The following is a 15,257-nucleotide window of genomic DNA, read 5'->3' as shown; positions in this document are numbered from 1 at the left end:
TGTCAGACAGGTAGAAATGGCCGGGCTTGCCCGGCCATTTCGTTTAACCCTGGCCGTCCTCGACAAAGCGCACCAGCACCGTGCCGTCGCTCACCTGCGAGCCTTCGGCGGCGATCTCGGCGACCACCCCGTCATGCGGCGCGGCGATGGTGTGCTCCATCTTCATCGCCTCGAGGATCAAAAGCGGTTGGCCCTTGATGACTGGGTCGCCTACTGCCGCGCGCACCAGCTTGACCAGTCCCGGCATCGGGGCGCGCAGGCTCCCCGAGGCAGCCGCGGCCTCATCCGCCTTGGCGAGCGGATCCGGCGTCGCGAAAGTATAGCCGACAGCGCCTTCGAACACGGTGACGTGGCCGGGCCAGCGGGCGGTGCGCGGCAAGGTCCTGAGATCGTGCGCGTTGATCGCGTCATGCGGCGCTTCCAGCGCCACCTGGAAGCGACCGTCAGGCCGCGCCGAGACCCGTGCCAGTATGTTCTCCTCGCCGAAACGCAGGCGGACGCGGCGCGCCAGCGTGTGGAAATGCGCATAACCCGCGAGCGAGGACCACGGATCGGCGGCAGGACCCGGCGCGCCCGCGTCGGTCGCCGCCAGCGCCGCCGCGGCGATTGCCTCATCGCTTGGCGCCGGTATCGCAACCAGAGCCTCCTGATGCCTGCCGATCAGGGCGGTGTCGACATCGCCCGCCGCGAAATCGGCGTCGGCGGCGAGTGCCGCAAGGAAGGCTGTGTTGACCGTCGATCCGGCAACTTCCGTCCGGGCCAGCGCCTTGCGCAGTGCGCCAAGCGCCATGGTCCTGTCCTTGGCGTGCACCACCAGCTTGGCGATCATCGGATCGTAGAAGGGCGAGATCGCATCGCCTGCCCGCACGCCGGTTTCGATGCGCATGGCGGCGCCCTCGGGCGGTGCGTCGGGGAATTGGAGATGATGCAGCGTGCCGGTCGCCGGCAAAAATCCTTTCGATGCGTCCTCGGCATAGATGCGCGCCTCGAAGGCGTGGCCGGCAAGCGCGATCTCGGCCTGCGCCTTCGGCAGTTTCTCGCCGGACGCGACACGCAACTGCCACTCGACCAGATCGACGCCGGTGACCATCTCGGTGACGGGATGCTCGACCTGCAGCCGCGTGTTCATCTCCATGAACCAGAAGCGGTCGGCCTTCAGGCCCTCGGACGCATCGACGATGAATTCGATCGTGCCGGCGCCCGAATAATTGATCGCCTTGGCTGCCTTCACCGCGGCTTCCGCCATCGCTTTGCGCAGCGCCGGCGTCATACCGGGAGCGGGCGCCTCCTCGATCACTTTCTGATGGCGGCGCTGCGCCGAGCAGTCGCGTTCGTAAAGATGCACGGCATTGCCGAAATTGTCGCCGAACACCTGCACTTCGATATGCCGCGGCTTGTCGACATATTTTTCCACCAGCACGCGGTCGTCGCCAAAGGCGGCCTTGGCCTCGCGCCGCGCGCTCGATAGCGCCTCGGAAAAATCGTCTGGATGGTCGACGCGCCGCATGCCCTTGCCGCCGCCGCCGGCGCGCGCCTTGATCAGAACGGGGTAGCCGATCTCGCGCGCCTTGGAGGCGAGCAGCACGATTTCCTGCGCCTCGCCGTGATAGCCGGGCACCACCGGCACGCCGGCCTTTTCCATCAGCCGCTTGGCGGCGTCCTTCAACCCCATGGCGCGGATCGAAGCGGCGGACGGCCCGATGAAGACGAGACCGGCACCCGTCACCTGGTCGACGAAGTCAGGATTTTCCGACAGGAAGCCGTAGCCGGGATGGATCGCTTGCGCGCCGGTGGCAAGCGCCGCGGCAATGATCTTGTCGCCGCGCAGATAGCTTTCGCCAACGGGCGAGGGGCCGATATGCACCGCCTCGTCGGCCATCTCGACATGCAGGGCGCGGGCATCGGCATCCGAATAGACGGCAATGGTGCGCACGCCAAGCTTGCGGGCGGTGCGGATGACGCGGCAGGCAATCTCGCCGCGATTGGCGATCAGGATCTTGCCGAACATGGAGCCTCCGCAGCCAGAACTTGCTTCGAGCGAGGTTGGCGTTCCTTCGCGCCCCCCTCTGTCCTGCCAACCTGTCCAAGCGAGCGAAAATCTCACCTCGCTGCGCAAATGGATCGCCTCGTCCATGCAGTCTAGTCTCCCTCATGGGCGGCAATTGCCCGCCGATATAGTTCCGCCATCGGCTCGTCGAAGCAGCAAAAGATGATGGTTTCCGGCACGGCATTCTTTACCAGGAAAGCATTCACGGTGCCGACGGCAATGCCGGTCGCTTCGTCCTTCGGATAGCCGTAGATGCCGGTCGAGATCGCCGGAAAGGCGATCGTCCGACAGTCATGGTCGCGGGCGATTTCGAGCGAGCGACGATAGCAGGAGGCAAGCAGCTCAGCCTCGCCCTTGCCGCCGCCTTGCCAGACTGGCCCGACCGTGTGGATGACGTAGCGCGCCGGCAGCCGGTAGCCCTTGGTCAGCTTGGCGTCGCCGGTCTTGCAGCCGTTCAGCGTCCGGCATTCGGCGACCAGCTCCGGACCGGCGGCGCGGTGGATGGCGCCGTCGACGCCGCCGCCGCCGAGCAGCGACGAATTGGCGGCATTGACGATCGCATCGACGACGAGCTTGGTGATATCGCCGGTATGAACGCGGATCCTGTCGCCAAGAGTGCTCATCGTCACATCCTGAACACGCCGAATTTCGTCTCCTCGACCCCGGCATTGAGCGCGGCCGATAGGCTGAGCGCCAGCACCTCGCGCGTCTTTGCCGGATCGATGATGCCGTCGTCCCAGAGCCTTGCCGAGGAATAGAGCGGGTGGCCCTCATGCTCGTATTTCATCAGGATCGGCTTCCTGAATTTTGTCTCCTCTTCGGCGCTCCATTCGCCACCCTTGCGCTCGATGCCTTCGCGCTTGACCATGGCGAGCACGGTCGCCGCTTGCTCGCCGCCCATCACCGAGATGCGCGCGTTCGGCCACATCCACAGGAAACGGGGTGAATAGGCGCGGCCGCACATGCCGTAATTGCCGGCGCCGAACGAGCCGCCGATGATCACCGTAAGCTTGGGCACGCGTGCCGTGGCGACCGCCGTGACCAGCTTGGCGCCGTCCTTGGCAATGCCGCCGGCCTCGTATTTTCGCCCGACCATGAAGCCGGTGATGTTCTGCAAAAAGATCAGCGGAATGCCGCGCTGGCAGCAGAGCTCGATGAAATGCGCGCCCTTCAGCGCGCTTTCCGAAAACAGCACGCCATTGTTGCCGATGATGCCGACCGGCATGCCGTGCAGATGGGCAAAGCCGGTGACCAAAGTGGTGCCGTAATTCTGCTTGAATTCGTCGAACTCGGAACCGTCGACGAGACGCGCGATCACTTCGCGCACGTCATAGGGCTGGCGCAAATCCGTCGGCACGATGCCGTAGAGTTCATTCGGATCGTGTAGCGGTGGTACAGGTTTCTGCAGATTGAGGCCCACGGTCTTGGTCCGATTGAGATTCCTGACGATACGCCGGCAAATCGCCAAGGCATGCTCGTCATCCATGGCGTAGTGATCGGCCACACCGGAAAGCCTGGTGTGGACGTCGGCGCCGCCAAGCTCCTCGGCGCTGACATCCTCGCCGGTGGCGGCCTTCACCAGCGGCGGGCCGCCGAGAAAAATGGTCGCCTGGTTGCGCACCATGATCGTCTCGTCCGACATTGCCGGCACATAGGCGCCGCCCGCCGTGCAGGAGCCCATGACGCAGGCGATCTGGGGAATACCCGCCGCCGACATGTTGGCCTGATTATAGAAGATGCGGCCGAAATGCTCGCGGTCGGGAAAGACCTCGTCCTGGTTGGGCAGGTTGGCGCCGCCGCTGTCGACGAGATAGACGCAAGGCAGGTTGTTCTGCAGCGCGATCTCCTGCGCGCGAAGGTGCTTCTTCACCGTCAGCGGATAATAGGTGCCGCCCTTCACCGTGGCGTCGTTGACGACGACCATCACTTCGGTGCCTTCGACACGTCCGATGCCAGTGATGATGCCTGCGGCTGGAATGTCCTCGCCATACATCGACCACGCCGCGAACTGGCCGACCTCGAGGAAGGGCGAGCCGGTGTCGAGCAGTTGCGCCAGCCGCTCGCGCGGCAAAAGCTTGCCGCGGCCCTGGTGGCGCTCGCGCGCCTCGTCCGAGCCGCCGCGCTCAGCGCTTGCCGCCTTCTCCGCGATGTCGGCGACCAGCGCCCGCATGCGCTCGGCGTTGGCGCGGAAGGCGTCGGAGGAGGGGGAGATTTGAGAGGTGAGGGGGGGCATTGACGAACCTCAGATGATATCATATTTTACTATCACTTTGGGCTCTCGCCCTATCCCGAGAGGAGCCGACTACCAAGGTATTCGATTTGGGGAGGGCGAAAAGTCATGAAGACAGCGCACCGGCAGACGCTGGACAAGATATTTGTGAATCCGGTCAGCGCTTCGATCAAATGGCGAGATGTTGAGGCTTTGCTGGTTGCGCTCGGCGCGCGAGTGTCGGAAGGACGCGGATCGCGTGTCCGCTTCACATTGAACGGGATAACGCTTCGGGTGCATCGACCGCATCCATCGCCGGATACGAAAGCATATGTGATCCGAGAGATCAGGACCTTCCTAATAGATTCAGGTGTTGAGCTATGAAGCCCTACAAGGGATATCTGGGAACGATCGAGTTCGATGAAAACGATGTGGTGTTTCACGGTCGTATCGTGGGTATTCGCGACATCTTCACATATGAAGCCGGCTCGGCGGAAGAATTGCTGAAGGCTTTTCATGAATGCGTTGACGACTACCTCGAATTTTGCGCCGAACAGAACAAGGAGCCAGAAAAGCCTTTTTCTGGCAAACTCGCTCTGCGCACCACGCCGGAAGTCCATCGTCTTGTCAGCCGGGCGGCCTCCAGCGACGGCAAATCCATTAATCAATGGGTGTCGGACACGCTCGCCGAGGCGGCCCGTAAGCGGGTCGACGAAGGCTCGACGAAAGTGACGAGCCGAGCGCACTAGACCCCCTCCGCCATGATTTCCCGCCCGATCAGCCAGCGGCGGATTTCGCTGGTGCCGGCGCCGATCTCATAGAGCTTGGCGTCGCGCAGCAGCCGTCCCGTCGGGTAGTCGTTGATGTAGCCGTTGCCGCCGAGCAGCTGGATGGCGTCGAGCGCTATCTGCGTCGCCTTTTCAGCGGCAAACAGCACGCAGCCGGCTGCATCCTTGCGTGTGGTCTCGCCGCGGTCGCAGGCGGCGGCCACCGCATAGACATAGGCTCGGGCGGCATTCATCGTCGTATACATGTCGGCGAGTTTGCCCTGCACCAGCTGGAAGCTGCCGATCGGCTGGCCGAATTGCTTGCGCTCATGCACGTAAGGGACGGCGACGTCCAGGCAGGCCGCCATCAGCCCGATCGGCCCGCCGGAGAGCACGGCGCGCTCATAGTCGAGGCCCGACATCAGCACCTCGACGCCGCGTCCTTCCTCGTGCAGCACATTTTCGAACGGCACTTCCACATTCTCGAAGACGAGCTCGCCGGTGTTGGAGCCGCGCATGCCGAGCTTGTCGAGTTTCTGCGCCACTGAAAAGCCGGCAAAGACCTTCTCGATGATGAAGGCGGTGATGCCGCGCGAATGGCGCTCCGGGTCGGTCTTGGCGTAGACCACCAATGTCTCCGCGTCAGGGCCGTTGGTGATCCACATTTTCGAGCCGTTGAGCACATAGCGGTCGTAGCGCTTTTCGGCGCGCAACCGAAGCGACACGACGTCCGAGCCGGCGCCAGGCTCCGACATCGCCAGCGCCCCGACCTTCTCGCCGCTGCAGAGCGGCGGCAGGTATTTTTCCTTCTGCGCCGATGTTGCCCAGCGGTTGATCTGGTTGACGCAGAGATTGGAATGCGCGCCGTAGGACAGGCCGACCGAGGCCGACGCGCGCGAAATCTCCTCCATCGCCACGACATGCGCGAGATAGCCCATGCCGCTGCCGCCGAAATCCGGATCGGCGGTGATGCCGAGCAGGCCGAGCGCGCCGAGCTCGGCCCACAGATGCGCCGGGAATTCGTTGGAACGGTCGATCTCGGCCGCGATCGGCGCGATCCTGTCCTGGGCGAAGCGCCGCACGGTATCGCGCAGCGCCTCGACGTCGGCGTCAAGCCCGAAGTTCAGCGTATTCGTGTACATGACGTTCCTCCCTGCGCATGACCCGGAAAATCAACTTCGATTTTCGGAAAGGATCATGCGCAAAATTCAAAGTGCCGCAGCGTCCTTTGCGCGTTCGAATGGACGCACGGCGCTGTAGGCGTCGATTTTCGCGCCGACGAGCCGCATTGTCATTGAAAGATATGTCGTGGTGACCTCGGCGATCGACAGCCGCTCTCCCGGCCGGAACCAGACGATGACACCGGTCATCATCTGGATCAGCGCCATGGCGGTGAGCCCGACATCGTCGATCTCGAAGACGCCGGTCTCCGCGCCGTCGCGCAGGATCGCGCGCAATTCCTTCTCATAGGCCGTGCGCAGCTTGAGGATCTGCGTCAGCCGCTCATGCGAGAGGCTGCGCAATTCCATGTTCGAGACATGGGTGGCATGGCGCCGCTCGATATGGAAGGCGATGTGGTTCTCGACATAGGAGGCGAGCCGCGCGGCCGGATCGACCGTTCCCGGGCGTGCCGTATCCCAGGCTTCCAGCAGGCCTTCCATATGCTCGCGCATCAGCGTGAACAGCAAATCCTCCTTGGTCGGGAAATAGCGGTAGAGCGCTGCGGCCTGCACGCCGACTTCCGCCCCCAGCTGGCGCATCGACATCGCCTCGTAACCGAGACGCGCGATCAGGCTGACCGCCGCCTCGCGGACAGCCGCCTCGGTCTTTTCTCCGTCGGAGCCTGTGGTGCGTGCCATACGTGCCTCGATCGACGGAGGTATTAATAAAACGAACGTTCAATTAATTCAAGTGCCGTCTATCTCTCCTCTCGAGGGAGGTGTCGCCGGAGGCGACAGAGGGAGGGCGCCTTGCTTGAAGCACCGGCGCCCTTCGCGACAAGAGACAATGCAGGAGATCTACGTGAGACGACCCCCTCTGGCCTGTCGGCCATCTCCCGCGAGGGCAGGGCAATCGCATATGGCAGCGCTGGCCCCCTTTCCGACCGCTACGCGGACACCTCTCCCCCATTTCATGGGGGCGAGGAAACGCTAATCACCGAGGTCGCGCCTTGGAGGGCTTGGGTTCCTCGCCCCCGCCAAAGGCGGGGGAGAGGTGGCTCGGCGAAGCCGAGACGGAGAGGGGGAGCGCCAAATGCGATTGCCCTGCCGCGAGGGGGGGAGATACCTGGCCTAGGCGATGATCCTGAAGTCGGCAGGCGCGTCGCCGGAGGCTTCCTCGATCTCAACCTTCGAGACGAGCGCGCCCCGCGGGCCTTGCCAAAGGCGATCGATCATGGTGGCAACCGCGGCATCGGCGCCGGCGATGAACGCCGTGACCGAACCGTCGCGCTCATTGCGCACCCAGCCCGTGACGCCAAGGCGAATGGCCTCGCCGCGTGTCCAGAAGCGGTAGCTTACACCTTGCACCGTGCCGGAAACGCGCACCCGAACGGCTCTTTGCACACCCTGCATCGTCCGCTCCAGAATCTCCCCCTTCATCAATCTGGAGCAGCATAGATCAAATGCAACGGGCGCTGAGAGTTAGACGACGCGGTCAAATAAATAATTGACTCAGTCAACTGATGAGGAAATCATCGGGGTGCAATGTCTCTGGAAGGAGGTCTGCATGCCGCACCAAACCCTGGTCGATGAGATCCGCCGCTTCAACCGATTCTATACCGGCCTTGTCGGACTGCTCGATGAGACCTTGATACAGAGCCCTTACACACTGACCGAGGCCCGCGTGCTGTTCGAACTTGGCCGCAGGCCCCGACCTGCCAGCGGTGAGGCCGGCTTCCTGGCGCGCATGTTTGATCTCGATCTTGCGCCGATCGCGTCCGAATTGGCCGGCGAACTGCGCCTCGCCCCCGCCTATCTCATCAGGGTGCTTCGGAAATTCACCGCCATGGGGCTGGCTGAAATGCGCACTGGCCCGGAGAACGGGCTGAACGTTCTTTCGCTGACCATGCGGGGCAAGGCGGCGCTCGCCGATCTCGAGGCGGCGACGAACCGCGACCTTGCCCGCCTGATCGTCAAACTCGAGGACAGGCAAGCCATGGAACTTTCTGACGCGCTGAACCGCGTGACGCGCCTGCTGGAGACCGCAAGAAAGTGAAATTGCCGATAATGCTTCCCGAGAAGCAGACGTCGGCCCCGGTCAGTTCCCCCGCGCCGCCGCCAGCGCGCCGGGCAGTTCCTCGGCAAAAATGTCGAGCTCGTGGTCGAGGCCGACGCTGACCCGGATGCAGCGGTCGAGTCCAGGTGCCATCGGCTTGCGGATGAAAACGTCGCGCGAGAGCAGCGCCTGCATCACCTTCAGCGCGAAAGCCCCATCGCGACCGCAGTCTATGGTGACGAAATTGGTCGCGGACGGCAGCGGCTTCAGGCCGTTTTCCTCGGCGATGGCCGCAATGCGGCGGCGCCCGGCCGCCACGCGCGCCACCACCGAATTCAGATAGTCCTGGTCGGCCAGCGCCTCGACGCCGGCGATCTGCGCCATGCGGCTGACGCCGTAATGGTTGCGGATTTTCTCGAAATCGCGGATCACTTCCCGTTCCGCCACCGCGTAGCCGCAGCGAATGCCGGCAAGCCCGTAGGCCTTGGAGAAGGTGCGCATGCGCACGACGTTCGGCCGCGAAACATCGATCGGCGGCAGCGCCGAGGCCGGGCCCAGCTCGCCATAGGCCTCGTCCAGCACCAGCATGGTGGTTTCCGGCAGCGCTTCGATGAAGCGGATGACGTCCGGTGCTTCCCACCAGCTTCCCATCGGATTGTCGGGATTGGAGAGATAAACGAGCGGCGCCTTTTCCCTGGCCACGGCAGCGAGAAGCCCTTCGAGATCCTCCTTGTCATTGGCATAGGGGACGGTCACCAGCCGGCCGCCGACGCCGGCGATATGGAAGTTGAAGGTGGGGTAGGCGCCGAGCGAGGTCACCACCGCGTCGCCCGGCGCGACATACATGCGCGCGACAAGGCCGAGCAGGCCGTCAATGCCTTCGCCCACGACCACGTTTTCCACGTCGACATCGTGATGCGCCGCCGCCGCGACCTTGAGGTCGAAATTGTCCGGATCGCAATACATCCACTGGTCGCGCGCGACGCTCTCCATGCGGGCAATGACGCGCGGCGAGGGCCCGAAACTGCTTTCATTGGCGCCGATGCGGGCACGGAAAGGCCGGCCCCGCTCGCGCTCCTGCGCCTCCGGCCCGACGAACGGCACCGTGGTGGGAAGCGCGCCGATGATCGGCGTAAGAGGAGGGCGCTGACGCATGGCAAAGGCTCGGTTGAGAGGGCTTCTTGCTAGCGCGGGCGAAGGATGGGTGCAAGTTGGTTGACAGGGTGAAATGGCCTAGCTTGACCGGCATCCGGCCGCCGGCTTTTGGAAGGTTTGCGACTTACATGGGCCTGGTGAGCGTAGCGGCGGACGCTTGCGGTCGGCCTCCGAGTTCGATGCGGACGACGTATCGCTGGATTCTGCCTGCCGCTTTTGCTAGCGAGACGGCATGAGCAACCGATTGCCGCCCGCCTGGGCAAAGCACCTCAAGACACAGCCCTCGGCGAGGGCGGTGTCGCCGAAAGCTGCACCAGCCAAAGCCCAGCCGAAGGTCGGTCCGCCTCGCAGTCAGGTCGACGATATGCTGTTGAGGCAGGCGCTCGAGCTGCAACAAGCCGAGCAATTGCCGGAGGCCGAGGAACTCTGTCTCAAGGTTTTGGCAAGAACGCCAAACCATCCGCTGGCTTTTTACATCCTGGGAACCCTCGGCATCGGATACGACAACGAGAAGGCCTTGCGGTACTTTGCCCGTGCAGTCGGAGAGGAGCCGCGAAATCCTTACTACCACCTTAGCCTCGGTGAGGCCTACCTGAAGCTCAGCGAGTTTACGCCGGCAATCAAGCACATTCAGCGCGCCCTCGATTTGAAGCCGGATCTGGTGGAAGCGCTTTGCGCCTTGGGCGATGCTTACAAGGCGTTTGACAAGGGAGAAATGGCGCTGCCGCTCTTTGAGGAGGCGCTGAAGATCGACCGAGATCATCCTGTGGCCCAGATCGGGCTACCCGGTGCACTCGCAAGCCTCGGCCGCATGGAGGAAGCCGCGCTTCATCTGAAAGAGGCGATAGAACGGCGCATCGCGGTACCGGCTGCCTATAACGCGCTTGTGCATACGCGCAAATTCACGGAAGAGCCGCCGGAACTCGCGGCAATCCTCGCGGAGCTTCGAGACCTGGGCCAAATGCCGGAGGGAGCGGCAGCGCTCCATCACGCTGCCGGAAAGGTTCTCAACGACCTCCGTCGCTACAAGGAGGCGATGGACCACTTCAAGCAAGGGAATCAGGCAGGGGGCCAAAAATTCGACATGGGAAGCTACCGTCGCTTGGTCGATGCCATGATCGAAACCTTCACGCCCGAACTGGTGGCCTCAATGGCCGCTTATGGCAATCCCTCGGAGGTGCCTGTATTCATCGTCGGCATGCCTCGCTCGGGCACGACGCTGACTGAGCAGATCTGCGCCAGCCATCCTGATGTTCATGGCGCCGGCGAACTCAGCAAGCTTAGACGAATTGCCAATGGGATAGGCCTCAAAGACAGCCCCGACGCAAACCTCGGCAAATCGGTCGCGACGATTACTCCCGAACTGACCAAGACGCTGGCAGCGGAGCATCTTGCCTATCTGCGCGAGCGTGCTCCGCACGCGCTCCGAATCGTCGACAAGATGCCCCATAATTTCGAGCTGATTGGCCTTGTCGGCGTTCTGTTTCCCAACGCGCACATCATTCATTGTCGCCGCGACGCCATAGACAATTGTATTTCCTGTTTCGTCCTGCAGTTCAGTGAAGCGCACAGCTATAGCGCGGATCTCGAGACACTGGGGCTCTACTACAGGGAATATGATCGCCTGATGCGGCATTGGAGCAAGGTCCTTCCGGGGCGCATCTTCGAAAACCAGTATGAGACACTGATCGAAGACCAGGAGGAGCAGTCGCGCCGTCTCATAGACTATCTCGGGCTGCCATGGGACGATGCCTGCTTGCGCTATTTTGAAAGGGATGGCTCGGTAAATACTTTCAGCAGGTGGCAGGTTCGCCAGCCGATTTACAAGTCATCCGTCAAGCGGTGGAAGAATTACGAAAGCGAGATCCAACCGTTGATAGAGTCGTTGGGTGATCTTGCTGAGGTTTGATCGGTAGTCTCCAGATTATTGCCGACTTTCCCCGGAATCACGTAGCCAATTCCCACGTTCGCTCCTTTCGCTGAGACTCCGCCTACTTCCGCTCGCAAAGTCGCGTGAAGATCCGAAGCGCCTGTCAGTTCGTCATCCTTGGGTCTTCGAGACGGAGCTTCGCGTCGCTACGCCCAAGGACGAATGAATGTGAGGCTCCAGCCAATTCCGACGTTGTGATGGTTCACCGAAATGAACCGTGAATCTTGACTGACGACATGTCCGCGACCTCTCGGAATTGACTCCGACTGCACGCGATCCTGCGATCATGCCGAATGCAACCCTATGCAAATGGCGGCTCGGGGTACCGCCAGCACAAAGAAAAACCCGGCGGTTGCCCGCCGGGTTCGACTTCATCAGACGCTGCTGATTAGAACGAGCGCTGGAAGCGGAGGAGACCGCCGACGCTGTTCTTCTTGTCGGCGTTGGTCCAGTTGGAGACGGTGTCGTCGCCGAGATGGAGGTAATCAACTTCGGCGGTGACCGTCAGGCCGGGGACGATGTCGTAAGCGATGTTCGCCGCCACGCCAACGTTCTTGCCCTCGTCAGTGGAGGCCTGGATGTTGAACGAGGTCTTCTCGTTGAACTTGTAGGTGCCGCCACCCCAAACTGCCCAGTTGCCGCTCCACTGCTTGTAGAAGCCGCGGCCGCCAGCCGGGATCGCCCAGGTCGGATCGCTGAGGTTGTCGTCGGTGCCGTAGCCGGCCATGATGAACAGCGAGATCGCGTCGGTGGCGTTCACGTCCAAGCGGACTTTGCCGGCGACTTCCTCGTAGTTGCTGTCATAGGCGATGACGCCGGTGACGGCGCCCCAACCCTGCGTCCACTTCAGACCGCCGACGACATGCGGAACATAGCTGTCGATCGTGCCGACGACACCCGAGCCTTCTTCGAGCGAGAGGACCGCGGAGAAGCCGTTGCCGGCGTCGAAGTAGTACTGGACGACGTTGGTGTCGAAGTCGCCGTAGGGAACCAGCGTATCCTGGATGACGTTGCCGGCGTAGCCGATGAACGTATCGAAGGCCGATTCGTCCTTACCGACGCGCAGGCCACCGAGCTGGATCCAGGCGAAGTTCAGCGAGACACCCTTGTTGAAGGCAGGATTGCCCTGAAGATGCGTAACGCCGGCGGTGTCGGTGGTGAACTGGCCGTAGTTGTTCCGGTTGCCGAAGTTGAAGCGGGTCTCGGTGTAGGTCTTCAAGGTGCCGAGCTCGGTTTCCTGGCCGGTCCAGGTCTTCAGCGTGAAGCGGGCGTTCTTATAGAAGGTATCCTGGCTATCGCCGTCCTCATGGTCGAAGGACTTCGCGCCGTCGAACGAGCCGACGTCGCCGACGCCGATGTCGTAACGGACATAGCCGCCGATGCGCAGGCAGGTCTCGGTGCCGGGGATGTAGAAGTAGCCCGAGCCGTACACGTCGCAGATCTTGACGTATTCAGCCGGTTCCGGCTCGGCGACGGTCACCGCGTCGGCGGCGCGGGCGCCGGAAACTGCGATCAGGGCCGCAGCTGAGCCGAGAAGAAGGCTCTTGATGTTCATTTTCTGACCTCCAGTCAAAAGTTAAAAAACGGGTCTGGGTATTTTTTGCTGAAGGACAGCGTTCCCTGCCCCATCCCCACTTACCGAAAAAGATGCGCACCGCGCCGCTCCTTCGAACCAGACCTTTACCCAGGCGGCGACGGCGTTCAACCACGATCGTATCGGTGGAAGCCCTGTCCGGACGCTATACCCGGACGTTGTTGCACAAATGACACGATTTGGCCTCACTCCGAAAGCTCTCGTTAACCATTGCGGGTCGCGCGGCCTGGGAATCCGGTCGAATCCGGCGATGGCTGGACAGAAATGCGGCGCCGAGGCGAGTCGTCGACCCGGTTGCCGCCGCAGAATCGCCGCATGCGAGGGCAGGTCGGGTTGATCTGCTGTTTTTTCAGCGATTATGGCGCCGGCTTGTTGATTGTGCCGGCGCTTTTCTTTATCCAGCGCGCGACGGAGAGGTGGCCGAGTGGTCGAAGGCGCTCCCCTGCTAAGGGAGTAGAGGTCAAAAGCTTCTCGTGGGTTCGAATCCCATCCTCTCCGCCATCCTGCTTCGCGCTGCGCGCTTCGCAGGACAAGCCCCAACAGTTCGTGCGAAGCAGGATGGCGGAGAGGATGCCCTCCGAAGCCTTGGCGAAGGAGGGCCGGTTCGTGTGGTACGTGTATCTGCTTGAAAGCGAGGCTTTGGAAGGCGAGCGCTATATCGGCATAACGTCCGATTTGAAGCGGCGGATTGCCGAGCATAATTCCGGTAAGTCCAGTCACACTTCCAAGTTCATGCCGTGGCGCATCGTGACCTACGTGGCCTTCTCCAGCCAGGCTAAGGCGGCTTCATTCGAGCGTTATATCAAATCCGGATCCGGCCACGCGTTCGCCAACAGGCGTCTCTGGTGAGCATTCGCTCCAACGAACGGAAGTTGGGTGTTTTTCCAGAAAACTCAGTAATAACAATGTATTAATTCAGATTGACGCTCACCATGTCCGCTCTTCTGTTCGATTCTGACTGGAGGTCAGAAAATGAACATCAAGAGCCTTCTTCTCGGCTCAGCTGCGGCCCTGATCGCAGTTTCCGGCGCCCGCGCCGCCGACGCGGTGACCGTCGCCGAGCCGGAACCGGCTGAATACGTCAAGATCTGCGACGTGTACGGCTCGGGCTACTTCTACATCCCCGGCACCGAGACCTGCCTGCGCATCGGCGGCTATGTCCGTTACGACATCGGCGTCGGCGACGTCGGCTCGTTCGATGGTGCGAAGACGTTCGACCATGAAGACGGCGACGTGCAGGACACCTATGCGAAGAACGCCCGTTTCACGCTGAAGACGTGGACCAACCAGGAAACCGAGCTCGGCACGTTGAAGACCTACACCGAGACCCGTTTCAACTTCGGTAACCGTAACGGCTACCCGTCGCTGGATAATCCGGCCACGCAAGCCAATGAATTCAACTCTAACCCCGCTGGCAATAAGGGCGTTTCGCTGAACTTCGCCTGGATCCAGCTCGGTGGCCTGCGCGTCGGTAAGGACGAATCGGCATTCAACACGTTCATCGGCTACGCCGGCAACGTCATCAACGACACGCTGGTTCCTTACGGCGACTTCGACACCAATGTCGTCCAGTACTACTTCGACGCCGGCAACGGCTTTTCGGCGGTGGTCTCGCTCGAAGAAGGTGCGGGCACCGTTGGCACGATCGACAGCTACGTTCCGCATGTCGTCGGCGGTCTGAAGTGGACGCAGGGCTGGGGCGCCATCAGCGGCGTCGTCGCCTATGACAGCAACTACGAGGAAGTCGCCGCCAAGGCTCGCTTGGACGTGAACGTCAACGACGCGCTGTCGTTGTTCATCATGGCCGGTTACGGCACCGACGACAACCTGTCGGATCCGACCTGGGCAATTCCGGCTGGCGGTCGCGGCTTCTTCAAGCAGTGGAGCGGCAACTGGGCAGTTTGGGGCGGCGGCACCTACAAGTTCAACGAGAAGACCTCGTTCAACATCCAGGCCTCCACTGACGAGGGCAAGAACGTTGGTGTGGCGGCGAACATCGCTTACGACATCGTTCCCGGCCTGACGGTCACCGCCGAAGTTGACTACATGCACGTTGGCGACGACACCGTCTCCAACTGGACCAGCGCCGACAAGGAAAACAGCGTCGGCGGTATCCTCCGCTTCCAGCGCTCCTTCTAAGGGTTGGAACTGCACTGAAATCCAGCCCGGGCGTATCAACGCTCGGGCTGTTTTTGTTTTCGTGACTGGGACGGGGCGAGCGAAGAAGGAAAAGGGGGGGCGGTAGCTGAGCAGGTCTTTCAAGGCGATTTCGTGGGATCCGACGTTTGGCGGATGAAATCGATTTGTCTGACATAAACTCTTGAAAGGACGCTTCCGAG

At 62.1% G+C, this 15,257-nt stretch carries 14 protein-coding genes and 1 tRNA gene; 7 read left to right on the top strand and 8 right to left on the bottom strand.

Annotation, left to right across the window (positions count from 1 at the left end):
- Window positions 1-43 precede the first annotated feature (43 nt).
- From AC4FWB_RS04245 to AC4FWB_RS04235, 3 genes are all read right to left on the bottom strand, one after another.
- Window positions 44-2,008, bottom strand: coding sequence for an acetyl/propionyl/methylcrotonyl-CoA carboxylase subunit alpha (locus AC4FWB_RS04245; protein ID WP_491024525.1), 1,965 nt, complete (start codon window positions 2,006-2,008; stop codon window positions 44-46).
- Between the two features lie 131 nt (window positions 2,009-2,139).
- Window positions 2,140-2,670, bottom strand: a complete 531-nt coding sequence (locus tag AC4FWB_RS04240; RefSeq protein ID WP_491024524.1) for an O-acetyl-ADP-ribose deacetylase — start codon at window positions 2,668-2,670, stop codon at window positions 2,140-2,142.
- Window positions 2,671-2,672: 2 nt separating this feature from the next.
- On the bottom strand, window positions 2,673-4,280 hold the full coding sequence (locus AC4FWB_RS04235; protein ID WP_491024523.1) for a carboxyl transferase domain-containing protein: 1,608 nt from the start codon (window positions 4,278-4,280) through the stop codon (window positions 2,673-2,675).
- Between the two features lie 105 nt (window positions 4,281-4,385).
- Here AC4FWB_RS04235 and AC4FWB_RS04230 point away from each other — a divergent pair, with 105 nt between their 5' ends.
- Both AC4FWB_RS04230 and AC4FWB_RS04225 read left to right on the top strand, forming a co-directional pair.
- On the top strand, window positions 4,386-4,640 hold the full coding sequence (locus AC4FWB_RS04230; RefSeq protein WP_491024522.1) for a type II toxin-antitoxin system HicA family toxin: 255 nt from the start codon (window positions 4,386-4,388) through the stop codon (window positions 4,638-4,640).
- The gene (locus tag AC4FWB_RS04225; RefSeq protein ID WP_491024521.1) at window positions 4,637-5,005 is read left to right on the top strand and encodes a type II toxin-antitoxin system HicB family antitoxin; all 369 of its coding nucleotides are present in this window, start codon (window positions 4,637-4,639) and stop codon (window positions 5,003-5,005) included. Before AC4FWB_RS04230 ends, AC4FWB_RS04225 begins: the two co-directional genes overlap by 4 nt.
- Here AC4FWB_RS04225 and AC4FWB_RS04220 read toward each other — a convergent pair.
- The 3 genes from AC4FWB_RS04220 to AC4FWB_RS04210 form a co-directional block, all read right to left on the bottom strand.
- Window positions 5,002-6,165, bottom strand: coding sequence for an isovaleryl-CoA dehydrogenase (locus AC4FWB_RS04220; protein ID WP_491024520.1), 1,164 nt, complete (start codon window positions 6,163-6,165; stop codon window positions 5,002-5,004). The genes AC4FWB_RS04225 and AC4FWB_RS04220 overlap by 4 nt on opposite strands.
- Window positions 6,166-6,231: 66 nt before the next feature.
- Window positions 6,232-6,882, bottom strand: coding sequence for a TetR/AcrR family transcriptional regulator (locus AC4FWB_RS04215; RefSeq protein WP_491024519.1), 651 nt, complete (start codon window positions 6,880-6,882; stop codon window positions 6,232-6,234).
- Between the two features lie 432 nt (window positions 6,883-7,314).
- The gene (locus AC4FWB_RS04210) at window positions 7,315-7,596 is read right to left on the bottom strand and encodes an acylphosphatase (RefSeq protein WP_491024518.1); all 282 of its coding nucleotides are present in this window, start codon (window positions 7,594-7,596) and stop codon (window positions 7,315-7,317) included.
- 154 nt (window positions 7,597-7,750) lie between these two features.
- Here AC4FWB_RS04210 and AC4FWB_RS04205 point away from each other — a divergent pair, with 154 nt between their 5' ends.
- On the top strand, window positions 7,751-8,239 hold the full coding sequence (locus AC4FWB_RS04205; protein WP_491024516.1) for a MarR family winged helix-turn-helix transcriptional regulator: 489 nt from the start codon (window positions 7,751-7,753) through the stop codon (window positions 8,237-8,239).
- A gap of 42 nt (window positions 8,240-8,281) precedes the next feature.
- Here AC4FWB_RS04205 and AC4FWB_RS04200 read toward each other — a convergent pair whose 3' ends face one another.
- Window positions 8,282-9,394: a pyridoxal phosphate-dependent aminotransferase gene (locus tag AC4FWB_RS04200; RefSeq protein WP_491024514.1), complete on the bottom strand. Its 1,113-nt coding sequence runs from the start codon at window positions 9,392-9,394 to the stop codon at window positions 8,282-8,284.
- A 232-nt stretch (window positions 9,395-9,626) separates the two neighbouring features.
- Here AC4FWB_RS04200 and AC4FWB_RS04195 point away from each other — a divergent pair, with 232 nt between their 5' ends.
- On the top strand, window positions 9,627-11,303 hold the full coding sequence (locus AC4FWB_RS04195; protein WP_491024513.1) for a tetratricopeptide repeat-containing sulfotransferase family protein: 1,677 nt from the start codon (window positions 9,627-9,629) through the stop codon (window positions 11,301-11,303).
- Window positions 11,304-11,712: 409 nt separating this feature from the next.
- Here the strand turns inward: AC4FWB_RS04195 and AC4FWB_RS04190 are convergent, their stop codons facing one another.
- Entirely contained in the window at window positions 11,713-12,879 is a 1,167-nt protein-coding gene (locus AC4FWB_RS04190) for a porin (protein ID WP_491024512.1), read from the bottom strand.
- A gap of 449 nt (window positions 12,880-13,328) precedes the next feature.
- Between AC4FWB_RS04190 and AC4FWB_RS04185 the strand changes: the two genes are divergently transcribed.
- From AC4FWB_RS04185 to AC4FWB_RS04175, 3 genes are all read left to right on the top strand, one after another.
- Window positions 13,329-13,419: transfer RNA gene (locus tag AC4FWB_RS04185), tRNA-Ser, on the top strand.
- Between the two features lie 69 nt (window positions 13,420-13,488).
- Window positions 13,489-13,767, top strand: a complete 279-nt coding sequence (locus tag AC4FWB_RS04180) for a GIY-YIG nuclease family protein (RefSeq protein WP_491024511.1) — start codon at window positions 13,489-13,491, stop codon at window positions 13,765-13,767.
- A 123-nt stretch (window positions 13,768-13,890) separates the two neighbouring features.
- Entirely contained in the window at window positions 13,891-15,057 is a 1,167-nt protein-coding gene (locus AC4FWB_RS04175; protein WP_491024510.1) for a porin, read from the top strand.
- The last annotated feature ends 200 nt before the right edge of the window (window positions 15,058-15,257 follow it).

The organism is Mesorhizobium sp. LEGMi-168a, assembly GCF_058312955.1.
This window is presented reverse-complemented; position numbering and strand designations above follow the sequence as displayed.

Coding starts and splice junctions, on each gene's coding strand:
- AC4FWB_RS04245 (WP_491024525.1), bottom strand. CDS start 2,008: ATGTTCGGCAAGATCCTGATCGCCAATCGCGGCGAGATTGCCTGCCGC.
- AC4FWB_RS04240 (WP_491024524.1), bottom strand. CDS start 2,670: ATGAGCACTCTTGGCGACAGGATCCGCGTTCATACCGGCGATATCACC.
- AC4FWB_RS04235 (WP_491024523.1), bottom strand. CDS start 4,280: ATGCCCCCCCTCACCTCTCAAATCTCCCCCTCCTCCGACGCCTTCCGC.
- AC4FWB_RS04230 (WP_491024522.1), top strand. CDS start 4,386: ATGAAGACAGCGCACCGGCAGACGCTGGACAAGATATTTGTGAATCCG.
- AC4FWB_RS04225 (WP_491024521.1), top strand. CDS start 4,637: ATGAAGCCCTACAAGGGATATCTGGGAACGATCGAGTTCGATGAAAAC.
- AC4FWB_RS04220 (WP_491024520.1), bottom strand. CDS start 6,165: ATGTACACGAATACGCTGAACTTCGGGCTTGACGCCGACGTCGAGGCG.
- AC4FWB_RS04215 (WP_491024519.1), bottom strand. CDS start 6,882: ATGGCACGCACCACAGGCTCCGACGGAGAAAAGACCGAGGCGGCTGTC.
- AC4FWB_RS04210 (WP_491024518.1), bottom strand. CDS start 7,596: ATGCAGGGTGTGCAAAGAGCCGTTCGGGTGCGCGTTTCCGGCACGGTG.
- AC4FWB_RS04205 (WP_491024516.1), top strand. CDS start 7,751: ATGCCGCACCAAACCCTGGTCGATGAGATCCGCCGCTTCAACCGATTC.
- AC4FWB_RS04200 (WP_491024514.1), bottom strand. CDS start 9,394: ATGCGTCAGCGCCCTCCTCTTACGCCGATCATCGGCGCGCTTCCCACC.
- AC4FWB_RS04195 (WP_491024513.1), top strand. CDS start 9,627: ATGAGCAACCGATTGCCGCCCGCCTGGGCAAAGCACCTCAAGACACAG.
- AC4FWB_RS04190 (WP_491024512.1), bottom strand. CDS start 12,879: ATGAACATCAAGAGCCTTCTTCTCGGCTCAGCTGCGGCCCTGATCGCA.
- AC4FWB_RS04180 (WP_491024511.1), top strand. CDS start 13,489: ATGCCCTCCGAAGCCTTGGCGAAGGAGGGCCGGTTCGTGTGGTACGTG.
- AC4FWB_RS04175 (WP_491024510.1), top strand. CDS start 13,891: ATGAACATCAAGAGCCTTCTTCTCGGCTCAGCTGCGGCCCTGATCGCA.